12 protein-coding genes are annotated in these 14,490 nt (G+C 72.3%); 6 read left to right on the forward strand and 6 right to left on the reverse strand.

All coding sequences use genetic code 11. The annotated features are described in order from the left end of the window. Positions 1-56 precede the first annotated feature (56 nt). The 3 genes from N4G66_RS15455 to N4G66_RS15465 all read right to left on the reverse strand — a co-directional run bounded on the left by N4G66_RS15455 (position 57) and on the right by N4G66_RS15465 (position 2,751). Positions 57-689, reverse strand: a complete 633-nt coding sequence (locus N4G66_RS15455; protein WP_261704672.1) for an AAA family ATPase — start codon at positions 687-689, stop codon at positions 57-59. A 99-nt stretch (positions 690-788) separates the two neighbouring features. Further along, a complete protein-coding gene (locus tag N4G66_RS15460) occupies positions 789-1,460 on the reverse strand; it encodes a response regulator transcription factor (protein WP_261704673.1) in 672 nt (223 codons plus the stop codon). Positions 1,461-1,545: 85 nt separating this feature from the next. Continuing rightward, positions 1,546-2,751, reverse strand: coding sequence for a sensor histidine kinase (locus N4G66_RS15465; protein ID WP_261704674.1), 1,206 nt, complete (start codon positions 2,749-2,751; stop codon positions 1,546-1,548). Between the two features lie 118 nt (positions 2,752-2,869). Between N4G66_RS15465 and N4G66_RS15470 the strand changes: the two genes are divergently transcribed. Further along, positions 2,870-4,081: an SAM-dependent methyltransferase gene (locus N4G66_RS15470; protein ID WP_261704675.1), complete on the forward strand. Its 1,212-nt coding sequence runs from the start codon at positions 2,870-2,872 to the stop codon at positions 4,079-4,081. Here the strand turns inward: N4G66_RS15470 and N4G66_RS15475 are convergent. Further along, entirely contained in the window at positions 4,046-5,197 is a 1,152-nt protein-coding gene (locus tag N4G66_RS15475; RefSeq protein WP_261704676.1) for an NADH-quinone oxidoreductase subunit D, read from the reverse strand. The genes N4G66_RS15470 and N4G66_RS15475 overlap by 36 nt on opposite strands. A gap of 31 nt (positions 5,198-5,228) precedes the next feature. On the opposite strand from N4G66_RS15475, the gene N4G66_RS15480 reads away from it, so the two are divergent. Both N4G66_RS15480 and N4G66_RS15485 read left to right on the forward strand, forming a co-directional pair. Further along, positions 5,229-5,732, forward strand: a complete 504-nt coding sequence (locus N4G66_RS15480) for a PH domain-containing protein (RefSeq protein WP_261704677.1) — start codon at positions 5,229-5,231, stop codon at positions 5,730-5,732. A gap of 68 nt (positions 5,733-5,800) precedes the next feature. Further along, positions 5,801-7,120 carry a PH domain-containing protein gene (locus N4G66_RS15485; protein ID WP_261704790.1) on the forward strand — a complete coding sequence of 440 codons (1,320 nt, stop codon included), beginning with the start codon at positions 5,801-5,803 and terminating at the stop codon, positions 7,118-7,120. Between the two features lie 393 nt (positions 7,121-7,513). Here the strand turns inward: N4G66_RS15485 and N4G66_RS15490 are convergent, their stop codons facing one another. Both N4G66_RS15490 and N4G66_RS15495 read right to left on the reverse strand, forming a co-directional pair. After that, on the reverse strand, positions 7,514-9,232 hold the full coding sequence (locus N4G66_RS15490) for a hypothetical protein (RefSeq protein ID WP_261704678.1): 1,719 nt from the start codon (positions 9,230-9,232) through the stop codon (positions 7,514-7,516). Between the two features lie 386 nt (positions 9,233-9,618). Beyond that, positions 9,619-10,749, reverse strand: coding sequence for an alpha/beta hydrolase (locus tag N4G66_RS15495; protein ID WP_261704679.1), 1,131 nt, complete (start codon positions 10,747-10,749; stop codon positions 9,619-9,621). Between the two features lie 199 nt (positions 10,750-10,948). On the opposite strand from N4G66_RS15495, the gene N4G66_RS15500 reads away from it, so the two are divergent. The 3 genes from N4G66_RS15500 to N4G66_RS15510 all read left to right on the forward strand — a co-directional run bounded on the left by N4G66_RS15500 (position 10,949) and on the right by N4G66_RS15510 (position 14,477). Beyond that, on the forward strand, positions 10,949-12,778 hold the full coding sequence (locus tag N4G66_RS15500; protein WP_391858821.1) for a phosphatidylglycerol lysyltransferase domain-containing protein: 1,830 nt from the start codon (positions 10,949-10,951) through the stop codon (positions 12,776-12,778). Positions 12,779-13,074: 296 nt separating this feature from the next. After that, on the forward strand, positions 13,075-13,986 hold the full coding sequence (gene folP, locus N4G66_RS15505) for a dihydropteroate synthase (protein ID WP_261704681.1): 912 nt from the start codon (positions 13,075-13,077) through the stop codon (positions 13,984-13,986). Continuing rightward, the gene (locus tag N4G66_RS15510; RefSeq protein WP_261704682.1) at positions 13,983-14,477 is read left to right on the forward strand and encodes a nuclear transport factor 2 family protein; all 495 of its coding nucleotides are present in this window, start codon (positions 13,983-13,985) and stop codon (positions 14,475-14,477) included. The genes folP and N4G66_RS15510 overlap by 4 nt, the downstream gene beginning before the upstream one ends. The last annotated feature ends 13 nt before the right edge of the window (positions 14,478-14,490 follow it).

Genomic DNA, 14,490 nt, shown 5'->3' on the forward strand with positions numbered 1-14,490 from the left:
CCCCGGCACCGGGCGCCGCCCGGGTGCGGGGAACTCCTCCGGCCTGTGCGGCAGGCTCAGTCGAAGCGGATGTGGCGCACGCTTGTCCGCGCCCGCCGCAGACGTCCGCGCAGGGCCCCGTCCCGGTTGGGCGTGAGTGTCAGCCCCGCGAGGACGGCTACGCGGTCGGCGGTCCTGGCGACCGTCGTCCGGTCGGTCCACAGATGCTCGGCGAACTCCGGCTCGCGCAGCCGCTCCAGGCAATGGTCGAGCTGCCGCACGGCCCAGCTCTCGCGCCGCAGCGGAGCGCTCTTCCCGGCGACATGGCGCAGAAGCTGCCCGAAGCCGCGCTCGCGCAGCCGCCGCAGTACGGTCTCGCGCTCGGCCAGCAGCGTGAAGTGCCGTACGTCGTGGCCCAGTTCACGCAGCCGTCCGACCGTCTCCGCGAAGTACACGGGGTTCGTGACCGTCATGGGGACGATGACCACACCGCCCTGCTTGCCGAGCGCGAGGTCGAGCACCTCGACCACGCCCTGCCGCCAGGACACCAAGTCCTGGAAATCGCCTCGGAGTTCGGGCGGAAGCATGCGGCGCAGGCCGAAACCGGCGTGTTCCGGATCGCAGATGACGCTGCCGGGCAGCCGGCGCTGGATCTCGTGTGCGGTCTGTGTCTTGCCGCCCCCGAAGGGCCCGTTGATCCACAGGAGCATGCGCAGACCCTAGTGTGCGCCGGTCACATCCCGGTCACGCTCCCGCCTCCGTCCCCGTCCCGTTCTCATCCCCGCCGTCAGCCGTGCGGCACGACGGCGTCAGCCGAGCCCGCCCGCCCGGACGATCCCCGTCTCGTAGGCGAGCACGACCACCTGGACCCGGTCGCGCAGCCCCAGCTTGGTGAGAATGCGCCCGACGTGCGTCTTCACGGTGGCCTCCGAGAGGACGAGGTGGGCCGCGATCTCCCCGTTGGACAGGCCCTGCGCGACGAGGATCATGACCTCGCGCTCGCGCTCGGTGAGCCGCTCCAGCCCCTTGTGCTGGGGCTCCTTGCCGGTGTTGGGCAGCAGCGGCGCGAACCGGTCGAGCAGACGCCGGGTGGTGGACGGCGCCACCACGGCGTCGCCACTGTGCACGGAACGGATGGCGGCGAGCAGCTCGCCCGGAGGCACGTCCTTGAGCATGAAGCCGGAGGCACCCGCCTTCAGCCCGGAGAAGGCGTACTCGTCGAGGTCGAAGGTGGTGAGGATCAGCACCTTCGGCGGGTTCGGGTCCGAGCAGATGCGGCGGGTGGTCTCCACGCCGTCCAGCTTCGGCATGCGTACGTCCATCAGGACCACGTCGACCTCGGTGGCACGCAGGACCTGGAGGGCCTCGACGCCGTCGCCCGCCTCGGCCACGACCTCCATGTCCGGCTGGGCGTCGAGCACCATCCGGAAGCCGGTGCGCAGCAGCACCTGGTCGTCGACGAGCATCACGCGGATCGCCATCGGGGTCCTTTCACTTCGTAGGGATCATCCGTACGGATGAGATCATCCGCACGGATCGTTCGCACGGATCAGGTGTGTACAGGTGTCAGTGGGCCGCTTTGAGCGGCAGCAGGGCGCTGATGCGGAAGCCTCCACCGGGCCGCGGCCCCGCGTCCAGGGTGCCGCCGACCATGCCGACGCGCTCCCGCATACCGATCAGGCCGTGGCCCTGCCCGTCGGCGCCGCCCTCCTCGTACAGCTCGTGGGGCGCGCCCTTGCCGTCGTCCTCGACGAGCAGGCCGAGGCCGTCGTCGAAGTAGACCAGGCGGACGCTCGCACCCGCGTTCGGGCCTCCGTGCTTGCGGGTGTTGGTGAGCGCCTCCTGCACGATGCGGTACGCCGTGAGTTCCACTCCGCTGGGCAGCGGGCGCGGGGTGCCCTCCACCTTGAAGTCGACGGGGAGGCCGGACGTGCGGCACTGCTCGATGAGGTCGTCGAGCTGCTCGACGTCGGGCTGCGGCACGTACTCGCCGACCTCCTGGTGCTCGCCGGTGCGCAGGACGCCGAGCAGGCGGCGCATCTCGGCGAGGGCCTGCCGGCCGGTCCCCGAGATGGTCTCCAGCGCCTTCCTGGCCTGGTCCGGGGCGGCGTCCATGACGTACGCGGCGCCGTCGGCCTGGACCACCATCACCGAGACGTTGTGCGCGACGACGTCGTGCAGCTCGCGCGCGATCCGGGCGCGCTCGGCGGCGACCGCGACCTTGGCCTGCGCCTCGCGCTCCTTCTCCAGACGGGCGGCGCGCTCCTCCAGCTGCGCCAGGTAGGCGCGGCGGGTGCGGATCGAGTCGCCGAGCACCCAGGCGAGCGCGAACGGGACGGTCTGGAATATCGCTATGAGGACGCCGCCGAGACCGCCCGTCTCGTGCGTGGGCCAGCGCATCTGCGAGAGCGTGCCCGCGCACAGCCCGCCGACCAGCGCGAACCGGGAGGCCCAGCGGGCGCCGTCCGCCGCGACCGTGTAGATGATCACCAGCATCGCGAAGTCCTCGGGCCCCGTCGGGACGTCCAGGACGAGCTGCGCGAGGCCTGCCGCCACGGCCAGGATCAGCATCTTCTCGGGCATACGGCGGCGCAGCGCGACGACCAGGCTCATGACGACGGCGATCGGGAGCGCCGCGGCAACCGACCCTCGCTGGTCCGCGGCGCCGTTGACATTGCTGAGGCTCACGCCGGAGATCCCGAGCAGGGCGACGGCCCAGAAGCTGTCGACCCATGTCGGGTGCCTGCGGAGAAAGTCATAGAGGCGCTGCACGTAACCCAGAGTAGGGAAGCGTGCAGTGTGCAGGGGTCAACCGGAGGACCGATCCGGGACCGCCCCTCGTACTCCCCAAGGTGGAGGCCCCCCGCTCCGGGACGCTTAGCCTGAGCCCGTGAGACGTGCGGTGAAGGGCGAGTGGCATGGGTGGCGCGAGGCGACGGAGGAGGCGCTGTACGGCCCCTCCGGCTTCTATCGCGGGCCCGCGGGACCGGCCGGGCACTTCCGGACCTCGGTGCACGCGTCCCCGCTGTTCGCGGGCGCCGTGGCACGGCTGCTGTGCCGCCTCGACGCGGCGCTCGGCCACCCGGACACGCTGGACTTCGTCGACATGGCGGCCGGCCGCGGCGAGCTGGTGACCGGCGTTCTCGCCGCCCTCCCCGCCGACGTGGCCTCCCGGGCGCGCTGGTTCGCGGTCGAGCGGGCCGACCGGCCGGCCGGCCTCGACCGGCGGATCGCGTGGCTCGCCGAGCCCCCGAAGGGGATCACCGGGCTGCTGTTCGCCAACGAGTGGCTGGACAACGTGCCCGTGGACGTCGCCGAGGTCGGCCCGGACGGGGTTCCGCGGCTGGTCCTCGTACGCGGCGACGGAGCCGAACGCCTCGGGGAGGCCGTCACCGGGGCGGACGCCCAGTGGCTGCGGAACTGGTGGTGGCCGCCGGCCGGCGCGCGGTTCGCCCGCACGCCCGCACCGGGAGCGCGGCCGGACCGCACGCCCCCACAAGGAGCGCCCCTTCCACAGGGGGCGCGCACGTCCGCCGACGAGCCCCTCCTGGCCGCCGAGGGCGCCCGTGCCGAGATCGGGCTTCCCCGGGACCTCGCCTGGGCCTCCGCCGTGTCGGCACTCGACCGGGGTCTCGCCGTCGCCGTCGACTACGCGCACTTCGCGGGCGGACGGCCGCCCTTCGGGACGCTCACCGGTTTCCGGGAAGGACGCGGGACGGCGCCGGTGCCGGACGGGTCGTGCGACATCACCGCGCATGTGGCGCTCGACGCGTGCGCGCTGCCCGGGGGACGCGTGGTGACCCAGCGCGCGGCACTGCGCGCGCTGGGCGTGAGCGGCGCACGTCCCCCGCTCGCGCTGGCGTCCACGGACCCGGCCGCCTATGTGCGGGCCCTCGCGGGCGCCGGCGCGGCGGCGGAACTCACCGCGCCGGGCGGGCTGGGCGACTTCGGCTGGCTGCTCCAGCCCGTCGGCTTCCCCGACGTGCTCCGGGACGTCCCGGCCGCTGCGGACGCCCCGGATGCCCTGCACGCCCCGGCCGCCGAGAACGCCGTCCTGCGCGATGCCCTACTTGTCGATGTCCCCGACCACGAAGAACAGTGATCCCAGGATCGCCACCATGTCCGCGACCAGTGTCCCGGGCAGCAGTTCGGTGAGCGCCTGGATGTTGTTGAAGGAGGCGGAGCGCAGCTTCAGCCGGTACGGGGTCTTCTCGCCCTTGCTGACGAGGTAGTAGCCGTTGATTCCGAGGGGGTTCTCGGTCCAGGCGTACGTGTGCCCCTCGGGCGCCTTCAGGACCTTCGGCAGGCGCTGGTTGATCGGGCCGGGCGGCAGCTCGGCGAGCCGGTCGAGACAGGCGTCCGCGAGGTCCAGGGAGACGTGGGTCTGCTCCAGGAGACATTCGAAGCGGGCCAGGCAGTCGCCCTCCTGGCGCGTGACGACCTTCAGGGTGTCCTGGAGCTCGCCGTACGCGAGGTAGGGCTCGTCGCGGCGCAGGTCGAAGTCGACGCCGGAGGCGCGGGCGATGGGGCCGCTCACGCCGTACGCGTGCACGGCCTGCGGCGTGAGGACGCCGACACCGCGTGTACGCCCCCGGAAGATCTCGTTGCCGAGCACCAGGTCGTCGTACACACCCATCCGCGAGCGCAGCGCGGCGACGCAGGCACGCGCACGCGTTGCCCATCCGGCCGGGAGGTCCTCCTTGAGGCCGCCGACGCGGTTGAACATGTAGTGCATGCGCCCGCCGGAGATCTCCTCCATGACGTGCTGGAGCTCCTCGCGCTCCGTGAAGGCGTAGAAGATCGGGGTGATCCCGCCCAGCTCCAGGGGATAGGAGCCGAGGAACATCAGGTGGTTGAGGACGCGGTTGAGCTCCGCGAGGAGCGTGCGCGTCCACACCGCGCGCGCGGGGACCTCCATGCCGAGCATCCGCTCCACGGCCAGGACGACACCCAGCTCGTTCGAGAAGGCGGACAGCCAGTCGTGGCGGTTGGCGAGCATGATGATCTGGCGGTAGTCGCGCGCCTCGAAGAGCTTCTCCGCGCCGCGGTGCATATAGCCGATGACCGGCTCCGCGTGCTGGATCCGCTCGCCGTCGAGGACGAGCCGCAGTCGCAGCACGCCATGGGTCGAGGGGTGCTGGGGGCCGATGTTGAGCACCATGTCGGTGCTCTCGGCAGCGCCGCCGATGCCGACCATGGTCTCCGTCGTAGGAGTCATGGGCACAGTCTCTCGTACGTACGCTTGCCCCATGAATACGGGGAGCGCGCGGACCGACGAGAGCGCGATGCCGGAGCCGGTCTGGACCGGACTGCCTCCAGGGCTGCTGCGGATGCGACGGCTGTTGCTGGTGGTGTGGCTGGGACTCCTGACGATCACCGTCGGACTGCTCCTCGCCCTGTTCGCCGGTCCGGGCTGGGCTGCCTTCGCCCTGCTGCCGCTCGCCCTGGCCGCGTGGGGCTGGCGCATGCTGGGACGCAACTGGCGCTCCTGGCGGTACGCCGAACGCGCGGACGACCTGCTGATCAGCCGGGGTGTGCTGTGGCGTGAGGAGACCGTGGTGCCGTACGGGCGCATGCAACTGGTCGAGGTGACCTCCGGGCCTCTGGAACGCCACTTCGGGCTCGCCAGCGTGCAGTTGCACACGGCCGCCGCTGCGACCGACGCGTGCATCCCGGGTCTCGACCCGGCCGAGGCCGAGCGGCTGCGGGACCGGCTGACCGAACTGGGCGAGGCACGATCGGCGGGCCTGTGAGCACGGCCTCCCCGGACTCCTCGGGGCACACCTCCGCCACGCCCGGCAGTCCCTCCGGGGCGACGGCCCTGCCGGGCGGGGACGACTCCGTACGGGAGGAAAAGCCGCTGTCCGAACGGCGGTTGCACCCCGTGACGCCGTTCCGGCGCGCCTGGGCGCCGGTCGCCGTGCTCGCCGGCTGGGCCGTCCACGACCCCAACCAGGCGCAGGAGCAGCTGACCAGACTCACCACGACCGCGCTGCTCCTCGGACTCGCCGTGATCGTCCCGGGCGCCGCTCTCTACGGCTTTCTGAGCTGGTGGTTCACCCACTTCGCGGTGACCGACACCGAACTGCGCATCCGCACCGGCCTGTTGTTCCGGCGCACCGCGCACATCCGGCTCGAACGGCTCCAGGCCGTCGACATCACCCAGCCGCTGCTGGCCCGTGTCGCGGGCGTCGCCAAGCTCAAGCTCGATGTCGTCGGGACGGACAAGAAGGACGAACTGGCCTACCTGGGCGAGGGCGAGGCCCGGATGCTGCGCGCCGAACTCCTCGCCCGGGCCGCCGGGTTCGCTCCCGAGTCCGCCCGCGAGGTCGGCGAGGCTCCGGTCCACCGGCTGCTGCACGTCCCGCCCGGCGTCCTCGCCGCCTCCCTGCTGCTCACCGGCGCCACCTGGGGTTCCCTGGCCGCCGCGCTCGTCGTCCCCACGCTGCTGTGGCTCGCCACGCACAGCGCGTGGACGGTCCTCGCTACCGGGCTGCCGCTGCTCGGCGCGGCGGGCGCGAGCAGCGTGGGGCGGTTCGTCGCCGAGTACGACTGGACGGTGGGCGAGTCGCCCGACGGACTCCGCATCGACCACGGGCTCCTGGACCGTACGCACGAGACGGTGCCGCCCGGACGCGTGCAGACCGTACGGATCGTCGAGCCCCTGCTGTGGCGGGGCAGGTGGGTGCGTGTCGAGCTGGACGTGGCGGGGTCGTCCAACTCGGTTCTCGTGCCCGTCGCTCCGCGCGAGGTCGCCGAGGCGGTGATCGCCGCGGTGCTGCCCGGGGTGACCGTCCCGGCGGCCCTGGACCGGCCGCCGCGGCGGGCCGGCTGGTGCGTGCCGTTCTGGTGGCACGGGTACGGACTCGCCGTCACCGACACCGTCTTCGCGGCCCGCCACGGGCTGCTGCGGCGCCGCCTCTCCCTCGTCCCGCACGCGAAGGCGCAGAGCGTACGGCTGACGCAGGGGCCGTGGGAGCGCTTCAAGGGGCTCGCCGACGTCCACATCGACGCCGGCGCCGGCAAGACGGTGACGGCGCGGCTGCGGGATGCCGCGGAGGCGAGGGAGCTTCTCCAGGCACAGGCGGACCGGTCCCGCACGGGTCGGCGGGAAGCCCGGCCGGACCGCTGGATGGCCTGAGGCGCCCGCGCGGGCGTCGCGCTCACGCCGAGGCGGACCGAGGCGGACCGAGAGGGGATGCCCGAGGGCGTGCACACAGGCGTGCGGACCGAGCGGAGGGCGACCGAGGCAGGCACGGCTCTGGAGCGCGCGGAAGGCGTGGAATCGGCGCTGGGGGCGCCGACGCGTGTCCTGGGTGCACGCACGACCAGGGGGCGTACACACCGACCAGGGCGTACGGGCGGCCAGGGGGCGGGCGGCCAAGGCGCGTTTGTGGAGGCGGGGGCCCGCGGGCGAAGAGGGTTGCCCCTCAGAAACGGAGTGAGGGCAGTAGTGAGGGCAGTGGCGTGGTGCCACTGCCCTCACTCCGTTACGCCTGTTCTACGCCTGTTCGGCAGGCATGCGGCGGGCGGTTCAGGAAACCGCGCTCCGCAGCCCCGTCATGTTGATGTGCTCGGTCTCGTCGTGCGCCGTCAGGTCGATGACCTGGCGGTCGGCACCGCGCGAAGCCTCGCTCGCGGGCTTGAACCCGGACTCGGCCTCGGCCTTGTGCAGAGCGAGCGCCTCCTGACCGACCACATCGGCGAGGTCCTCGTTCTGCACGGCCTCCATCGCGGCGGCGTCCGACGCCTCCTTCTGCGTACCGAAGAAGTCGAACCCGCCCTCGACCGAGGGACGTCGCACCTGCGCGGTGTGCGGGACGACGGCGACCGCCGTCGGCACGGTGAAGTGCCCGGACCGCTGAGCCGGCTTGACGGGATGCGCCGCCCGGGCCGGCTGTGCCGCCTCGGCCTGGGGAGACGTTGCGGAGGGCGTGGACGGTGCGGAGGACGACGGCTTGGCCTCGGCGGCCGCACGCTGATGCTCGCCGACCGCCTCGGGCTTCCCCTGCGCCCCACCCGCCTCCGCGACGGAGTCCGAGGACGGACCCGCCTCGATGGCCGGAGCACCCTGCGGGCCCTCACCCTTCGCGACCGGGTCCTTCGCCGCGACCAGTTCCCTCGTCGCGACCGCACCCTTCGTCGCGACCTCGCTCTTCCGCAGCGCCGCGCGCCTCTTCGCCGCCGCGTCCCTCTTGACGGCCGCGTCCAGCGCGGACTCGCCGCGGGCAGGCACGGTGTTCAGCGACTCGGCCGTCGCCGAGTCCGCGTCGGGGGCGGGATCCGCATCGGGGTGCGAGTCCCGCAGCGCCAGGGCCACGGACGTCGAGACCGCCCCGGTCCCGACGCCTTCCGCCTTGACGCCCTCCGCGCCTTGAGCACTGCCCGCGATCCGGCTCAACGCCGCTCCGGCCCGCAGGAAGAGCGATGATCCGGCCGGAGAGAAGACTTCGGGAGACTCGTCGGTCCCGGGGCCGGCCTCCGCCGGCACCTCCACGTCCGCCTCCAGGGGAGCCGTGTCGTCGTCGGGCGCCATGAAGGCCTCGATGGCCTCCATCCCGCTCCCGGACGCGGACATCGCGCCCCCGGACTCCCCCGACTCCTCGGACCGCTCCGGCTCGTCCGGTTCCTCGGACGTCTCGATCGCCTCGGGCGCGTCCGGCGAATCCACCGCGTCGGAGTGGTCCGTCGCGTCCGGGGAATCCGGCGTGTCCGGGGAATCCGGCGTGTCCGGGGATTGCGGAGTCTCCACCGCATCCGGAGCCGTCCGCGCGGCAGGCAGGGCACGTGCCGGCACAGCCGCCTCTATGGCGAGCTGCCGACGCCCCTCCAGAGCGGTCGCCCGCTCCGTCTCGGCCGTGGCGTACCGCCGCAGCAGCGCCGCGTGTTCATTGCGCAGGCCGGCCAGCTCGGTGCGCTTGACGCGCAGCTTCTGCTCCAGCTTGACGCGCAGCTCGCGCGACTCCTCGAGGTCTGTCTCCAGTTCGGCGACGCGCTCCTCATGACGCCACTCGTCGCTGGCCCGCGCGCGCGTGAGGTCGGCGACGCGTTTGCCCGCCGAGGTGTCCCAGCGGCGCATGGCGACCGCGCCGGCGACCGCCGTCACCGCGGCACCCGCGGCCAGGACACGGAGCGCGAACGCATCCGTGAACAGCCAGGAACCTACGGCGCAGACGAGCGACACGCCGGCGATCGCCGAAGGAGGCAGCACCCTGTGCAAGGGCGGGGAATGGCGGTGGCGTCCACGTGGCATGGCCAGAAACTTACCGCGCGTAGGCGAATCTTGGTGCCCCGCACGGTAAAAACACAGTCACCCCGGAACCTTTGTCCTGTACCAGGCGTCGGCAAGGCACACCGCTTGTCCCACAAGGCCCGTCACGACCCCCGGTCACGCCCGCTCCTCGATCAATTCCGTCGGCTCGGACGGTTCACCGAATCGGAATCATCGATGCGCGACATTTCCCCGAGGGGCAGCCTTTCTCCGTACCGAGCACCCTAATTCGTCCGCTCGGCACGACACGGCCCGACACGAGATGACACGGCCCGGCACCGCACGGTCTTCGGACGACACGGCCCGGGCTCGGCACCGTCTTCGGACGACACGGCCCGGGCTCGGCACGGCCCTGGCACTGCAGTGGATCAGCGGTCGCTCAGCCGCCCGCTGATCCACTGCAGCGTCGCCGGGATCTCCCGCCGCCACGTGTTGAAGTTGTGGCCTCCGCTGTCGAGGATGATCGACGAGATCCTGGTGAGCCTCTTGGACTTCACCAGGTCTATGAAGCCCAGTGTGGCCTTGTAGTTGGATTCGCCCACCTTGCTGCTGGTGACGAGGAGTGAGGTGTCGGGCGCAGGCTTGTGCTTCAGGTACCAGCGCAGGTCAGCGGCGTTGCGCAATGCCTTGTCGCCGCGGAAGAGGTCGCCCGTCGTGCGGTCGATCGGCGCCTTGTAGTACGGCGACAGACCGGCCCCGGCCGCGTACACCCCGGGGTGGTGGACGGCGAGCTTCAGCGCGCAGTAGCCACCCGTCGAGTCGCCGATGACGCCCCAGCTCCCGGGTTTCCTGCCCACCCTGTAGTGGGCCGATACGGCGTCGGGGAGGTCCTTGGCGAAGAAGGACTCGGTCTGCGGACCGCCGGGGATGTCCACGCACTCGGTGTCCCGCGGGGGAGCGACGGCCGGCCGCAGCATGACCAGGATCATCGGCTGGCTCCTGCCGGTCCTGACCAAACGATTCTCCGTCTGCGGGAAGTGCAGGGCCGTGATGAGCGCCTTGGCGGTGCCGGGATAGCCGGTCAGTACGGTGACAGCCGGGAACGTACGGGTGCGGTACTGCGGCTGGAAGTACTCCGGCGGCAGGTAGACGTACGCCGGTGTGGCGATGTGGGTCGTACCGCCGACGATGTCGATCTTCTGGATCTGGCCACCGGTCTGCAGCCGGCCCCCGCCCGAGACGGCCACCTCCTCGGTGTCCACCACTTGGAGGGGGCCGCCGCCCGGACCGCCCGCGCCGTTGTGGTCGACGACCACACCCTCGCCCCTCTCCCGGCCCAGGAGATCCGCCCAGCTGGCGTAGAACCCGAACGCCTGGTTGGCGGACAGTCCGATCGAGGCGAACAACATCACCTGGGTGACCAGGAGCAGCCCCACACGTCCGCTGACGGACCACCAGGTGCGCCGGGCGAGCCGCGGCCACCACCACACCGTGCCGATGAACAGCAGCACGGCGAGCAGGACCACCAATGCCAGCACCTTGTTGCTTGTGAGACCCATGGGCTGTTCCGCCTGCGCTTTCCGTCCGGGTCCGTCCCGCACATCGGCGAGGCCTTGCCCTGGACTTTCCTTGCCTTTTGAACCGGCTTTTCGAAAGGGAGTGAACCTCTCTCCCCAAGACACCGTCCTAGAGGGCGCAATGTCGCCGGATGCCGGAATGGCACCGGATTCAAGGTCTCTCGCAGAACCACGGGATGCGATGTCTGTCAGGGTAGATGGGGAATTGTCGGGTGGGGTTCCAGACCGAACAGGCCGGACGCGGCGCATACTCCGCGGTCCGAGTCCGGAGGCCGTCCCCGCCCTGGTCGCCAGGGCCTGCACGCTCGTAGGCCTCCTGGACATCGCCGCGGGCGTCTTCCCGCGCTTCCGTCACAGCCGTATGCACGCCCTGGCCGAGGTGCTGCCCGGTGCGTTCGGACCCTTCGCCGCGGCGCTGTCGCTGAGCGCCGGGGTGCTCCTGCTGCTGCTCGCCCATGGGTTGCGCCGCCGCAAACGCCGGGCTTGGCGCGCCGCGGTCCTACTGCTCCCGGCGGGTGCCGTCGCGCAGTTCGCGTACCGTCACTCGGTGATCGGCGTAGTCATCTCGGCCGCGCTGCTCGCCCCGCTGCTGCGCAACCGCGACGAGTTCGCGGCGCTGCCCGATCCGCGCAGCCGCTGGCGCGCGCTCGCCAACTTCGTTCTCATGGGCGCCGGTTCCCTCGTCCTCGGGCTCGTCATCGTCAGCGTCCACGAGGACCGCATGATCGGCGACCCGAGCCTGGCCGACCGCATCAGCCACGTCCTGTACGGCCTGGTCGGCTTCGAAGGCCCCGTGGACTACGCCGGCCCCACCTCCTGGACCGTCGCCTTCTCCCTCGGCGCGCTCGGCTGGCTCACCGCCGTCACCACCGTCTACCTCGCCTTCCGGCCCGAACACCCCGCCGCCCGCCTCACGGAGGACGACGAGGCCCGGCTGCGCGTCCTCCTGGACCGGCACGGCGGCCGCGACTCCCTCGGCCACTTCGCGCTCCGCCGCGACAAGGCGGTCGTTTTCTCTCCCAGCGGCAAGGCAGCCGTCACCTACCGGGTCGTCTCCGGCGTGATGCTCGCCAGCGGTGACCCCATCGGCGACGTGGAGGCCTGGCCCGGTGCGATCGAACGCTTCATGGACGAGGCCAGGGCGCACTCCTGGACGCCCGCCGTCATGGGCTGCTCCGAGACGGGCGGCGAGGTGTGGACCCGCGAAACCGGCCTCGACGCCCTCGAACTGGGAGACGAGGCGGTGGTGGATGTCGCGGATTTCTCCCTCTCCGGGCGCGCGATGCGGAACGTACGCCAGATGGTCAAGCGCATCGAGCGCGCCGGTTACGAGACCCGGGTACGGCGCATCCGTGACCTCGGCGAAGGAGAACTGGACCGGATACGGCGCGCAGCGGAGGACTGGCGCGGCACCGACACCGAGCGCGGTTTCTCCATGGCGCTCGGCCGTATCGGCGACCCGTCCGACGGCGACTGTCTGATCGCCACGGCCCACAAGGCCGACGACCGGCCCGGCCCGTACGGCGACCTGAAGGCCGTCCTGCACTTCGTCCCGTGGGGCACGGACGGCGTGTCGCTCGATCTCATGCGCCGCGATCGCGCGGCCGACCCCGGTATGAACGAACTCCTGATCGTGGCGGCGCTCCAGGCGTCGCCCCGCCTCGGCATCGAACGGATCTCGCTCAACTTCGCGATGTTCCGCGCGGCGCTCGCCCGCGGCGAGAAGATCGGCGCCGGGCCCGTGCTGCGCGCCTGGCGCGGACTGCTGGTCTTCCTGTCCCGCTGGTTCCAGATCGAGTCGCTCTACAAGTTCAACGCCAAGTTCCACCCGCGCTGGGAGCCACGCTTCGTCGTCTACGCCGCCTCCCGCGACCTCCCCCGCATCGGCCTCGCCGCCATGCAGGCCGAGGGCTTCGTGAACCTCGCCCTGCCCCGGATGCTGCGCCGCCGCACACCGGCCCCGCGCCCCTGCGCGCACACGGTGGCGGAGCGGAACATGAGGGCCGCGTAGCCGGCGGGCCGGGCGGTGGCCCCGGGGCGATGCCGCTCGGGGGCTGAGCGGCACGAGCGCTGCCCACCTGTCCCAGCCGACCGGGACAAGCGGGCTCCGGGCTCCGGGCTCCGGGCTCCGGGCTCCGGGCTCCGGGCTCCGGGCTCCGGGCTCCGGGCTCCGGGCGGGAACGCGCCGCGAGCGGCCGACGGCACCGGTCGCGAGGCGCCGGCGGGAGGGATCCGCACCCGCGTACCGGGACCACGGAGACCGGCAGTGGGCCATGAGGCCTCCCGCGGGAGGCCTAGGCTGGACGTATGAGTATTGAGCGCGGGCGCGGCCGAGTCGCGGGACTGCCGACGTGGGACCGCTGCGCGGTCATGGGGGTCGTGAACGTCACCCCCGATTCCTTCTCCGACGGCGGCCGCTGGTTCGACACGACGGCCGCGGTCAAGCACGGCCTCGGCCTGGTCGCCGAGGGCGCCGACCTCGTGGACGTGGGCGGCGAGTCCACCCGTCCCGGAGCCACCCGCGTCGACGAGGCGGAGGAGCTCAAGCGCGTCATCCCCGTCGTCCGCGGCCTCGCCTCCGAGGGCGTCACCGTCTCCGTGGACACCATGCGCGCCTCCGTCGCCGAGCGGTCCCTCGCCGCGGGCGCCGCCCTCGTCAACGACGTCAGCGGCGGCCTCGCCGACCCGGCGATGATCCCGGCCGTCGCGGCCGCGGGCGCCCCGTTCGTCGTCATGCACTGGCGCGGCTTCCTGGCGGGCGGAAACGTCCAGGGGGCATACGAGGACGTGGTCTCCGAGGTCCTCGACGAACTGCACGCGCGCGTGGAGGCCGTTCTGGCGGGCGGCATCGCCCCCGACCGCGTCGTCGTCGACCCCGGGCTCGGCTTCTCCAAGGACCCCGAGCACGACCTGGCCCTCCTCGCCCACCTCGACCGCCTCCGCGCGCTCGGCCACCCCCTGCTGGTCGCCGCCTCCCGCAAGCGTTTCCTCGGCCGCGTCCTGGCCGGCCCCGAGGGCGCCCCGCCTCCCGCGCGCGAGCGCGACGCCGCCACCGCCGCCGTCTCGGCGATCGCCGCCCAGCAGGGCGCCTGGGCCGTCCGCGTGCACGAGGTACGGGCCACCGCCGACGCCGTACGGGTCGCCCGCGCCGTCGAGGGTGCCCGGACCGGCGGGGCATCGGGTGCCGCCGGCGGTCAGGCCGCCGAGGGAGCCCGGTGAGCACACCGCGTACTGACGTCGAGCAGGTCGAACTCGCCAACACCGCGTTCTACGAGGCGATGGAGCGGGGCGACTTCGAGGAGCTGTCCTCGCTGTGGCTGGCCCCGCTGGACACGTCCGACGACGACTTCGAGGGCGAGGGCGCGGTCGTCTCCTGCGTCCACCCCGGCTGGCCCGTCCTCAACGGCCGCGGCGAGGTGCTCCGCTCGTACGCGCTGATCATGGCGAACACGGAGTACATCCAGTTCTTCCTCACCGACGTGCGCGTCGCCGTCTCCGGCGACACGGCCCTGGTCACCTGCACCGAGAACATCCTCAGCGGCGGCCCCGCCCCCGACGACAGCGACGAGCTCGGCCCGCTCGTCGGCCAGCTGGTCGTCGCCACGAACGTGTTCCGCCGTACCGCCGCCGGCTGGAAACTCTGGTCCCATCACGCCTCACCCGTGCTGGCCGAGTCCGGCGAGGAAGAGGACGAGGACACCGCCGGTTGAGTGGGTGTACGGC

The organism is Streptomyces rhizosphaerihabitans, assembly GCF_025399795.1.
Lineage (GTDB): Bacteria > Actinomycetota > Actinomycetes > Streptomycetales > Streptomycetaceae > Streptomyces > Streptomyces rhizosphaerihabitans.

What these genes read in the sequence shown, in the direction of transcription:
- N4G66_RS15475 (WP_261704676.1), bottom strand. Translation starts at nt 5,197, where the DNA reads ATGACTCCTACGACGGAGACCATGGTCGGCATCGGCGGCGCTGCCGAG.
- N4G66_RS15500 (WP_391858821.1), top strand. Translation starts at nt 10,949, where the DNA reads ATGTCTGTCAGGGTAGATGGGGAATTGTCGGGTGGGGTTCCAGACCGA.
- N4G66_RS15480 (WP_261704677.1), top strand. Translation starts at nt 5,229, where the DNA reads ATGAATACGGGGAGCGCGCGGACCGACGAGAGCGCGATGCCGGAGCCG.
- N4G66_RS15490 (WP_261704678.1), bottom strand. Translation starts at nt 9,232, where the DNA reads ATGCCACGTGGACGCCACCGCCATTCCCCGCCCTTGCACAGGGTGCTG.
- folP (WP_261704681.1), top strand. Translation starts at nt 13,075, where the DNA reads ATGAGTATTGAGCGCGGGCGCGGCCGAGTCGCGGGACTGCCGACGTGG.
- N4G66_RS15460 (WP_261704673.1), bottom strand. Translation starts at nt 1,460, where the DNA reads ATGGCGATCCGCGTGATGCTCGTCGACGACCAGGTGCTGCTGCGCACC.
- N4G66_RS15495 (WP_261704679.1), bottom strand. Translation starts at nt 10,749, where the DNA reads ATGGGTCTCACAAGCAACAAGGTGCTGGCATTGGTGGTCCTGCTCGCC.
- N4G66_RS15455 (WP_261704672.1), bottom strand. Translation starts at nt 689, where the DNA reads ATGCTCCTGTGGATCAACGGGCCCTTCGGGGGCGGCAAGACACAGACC.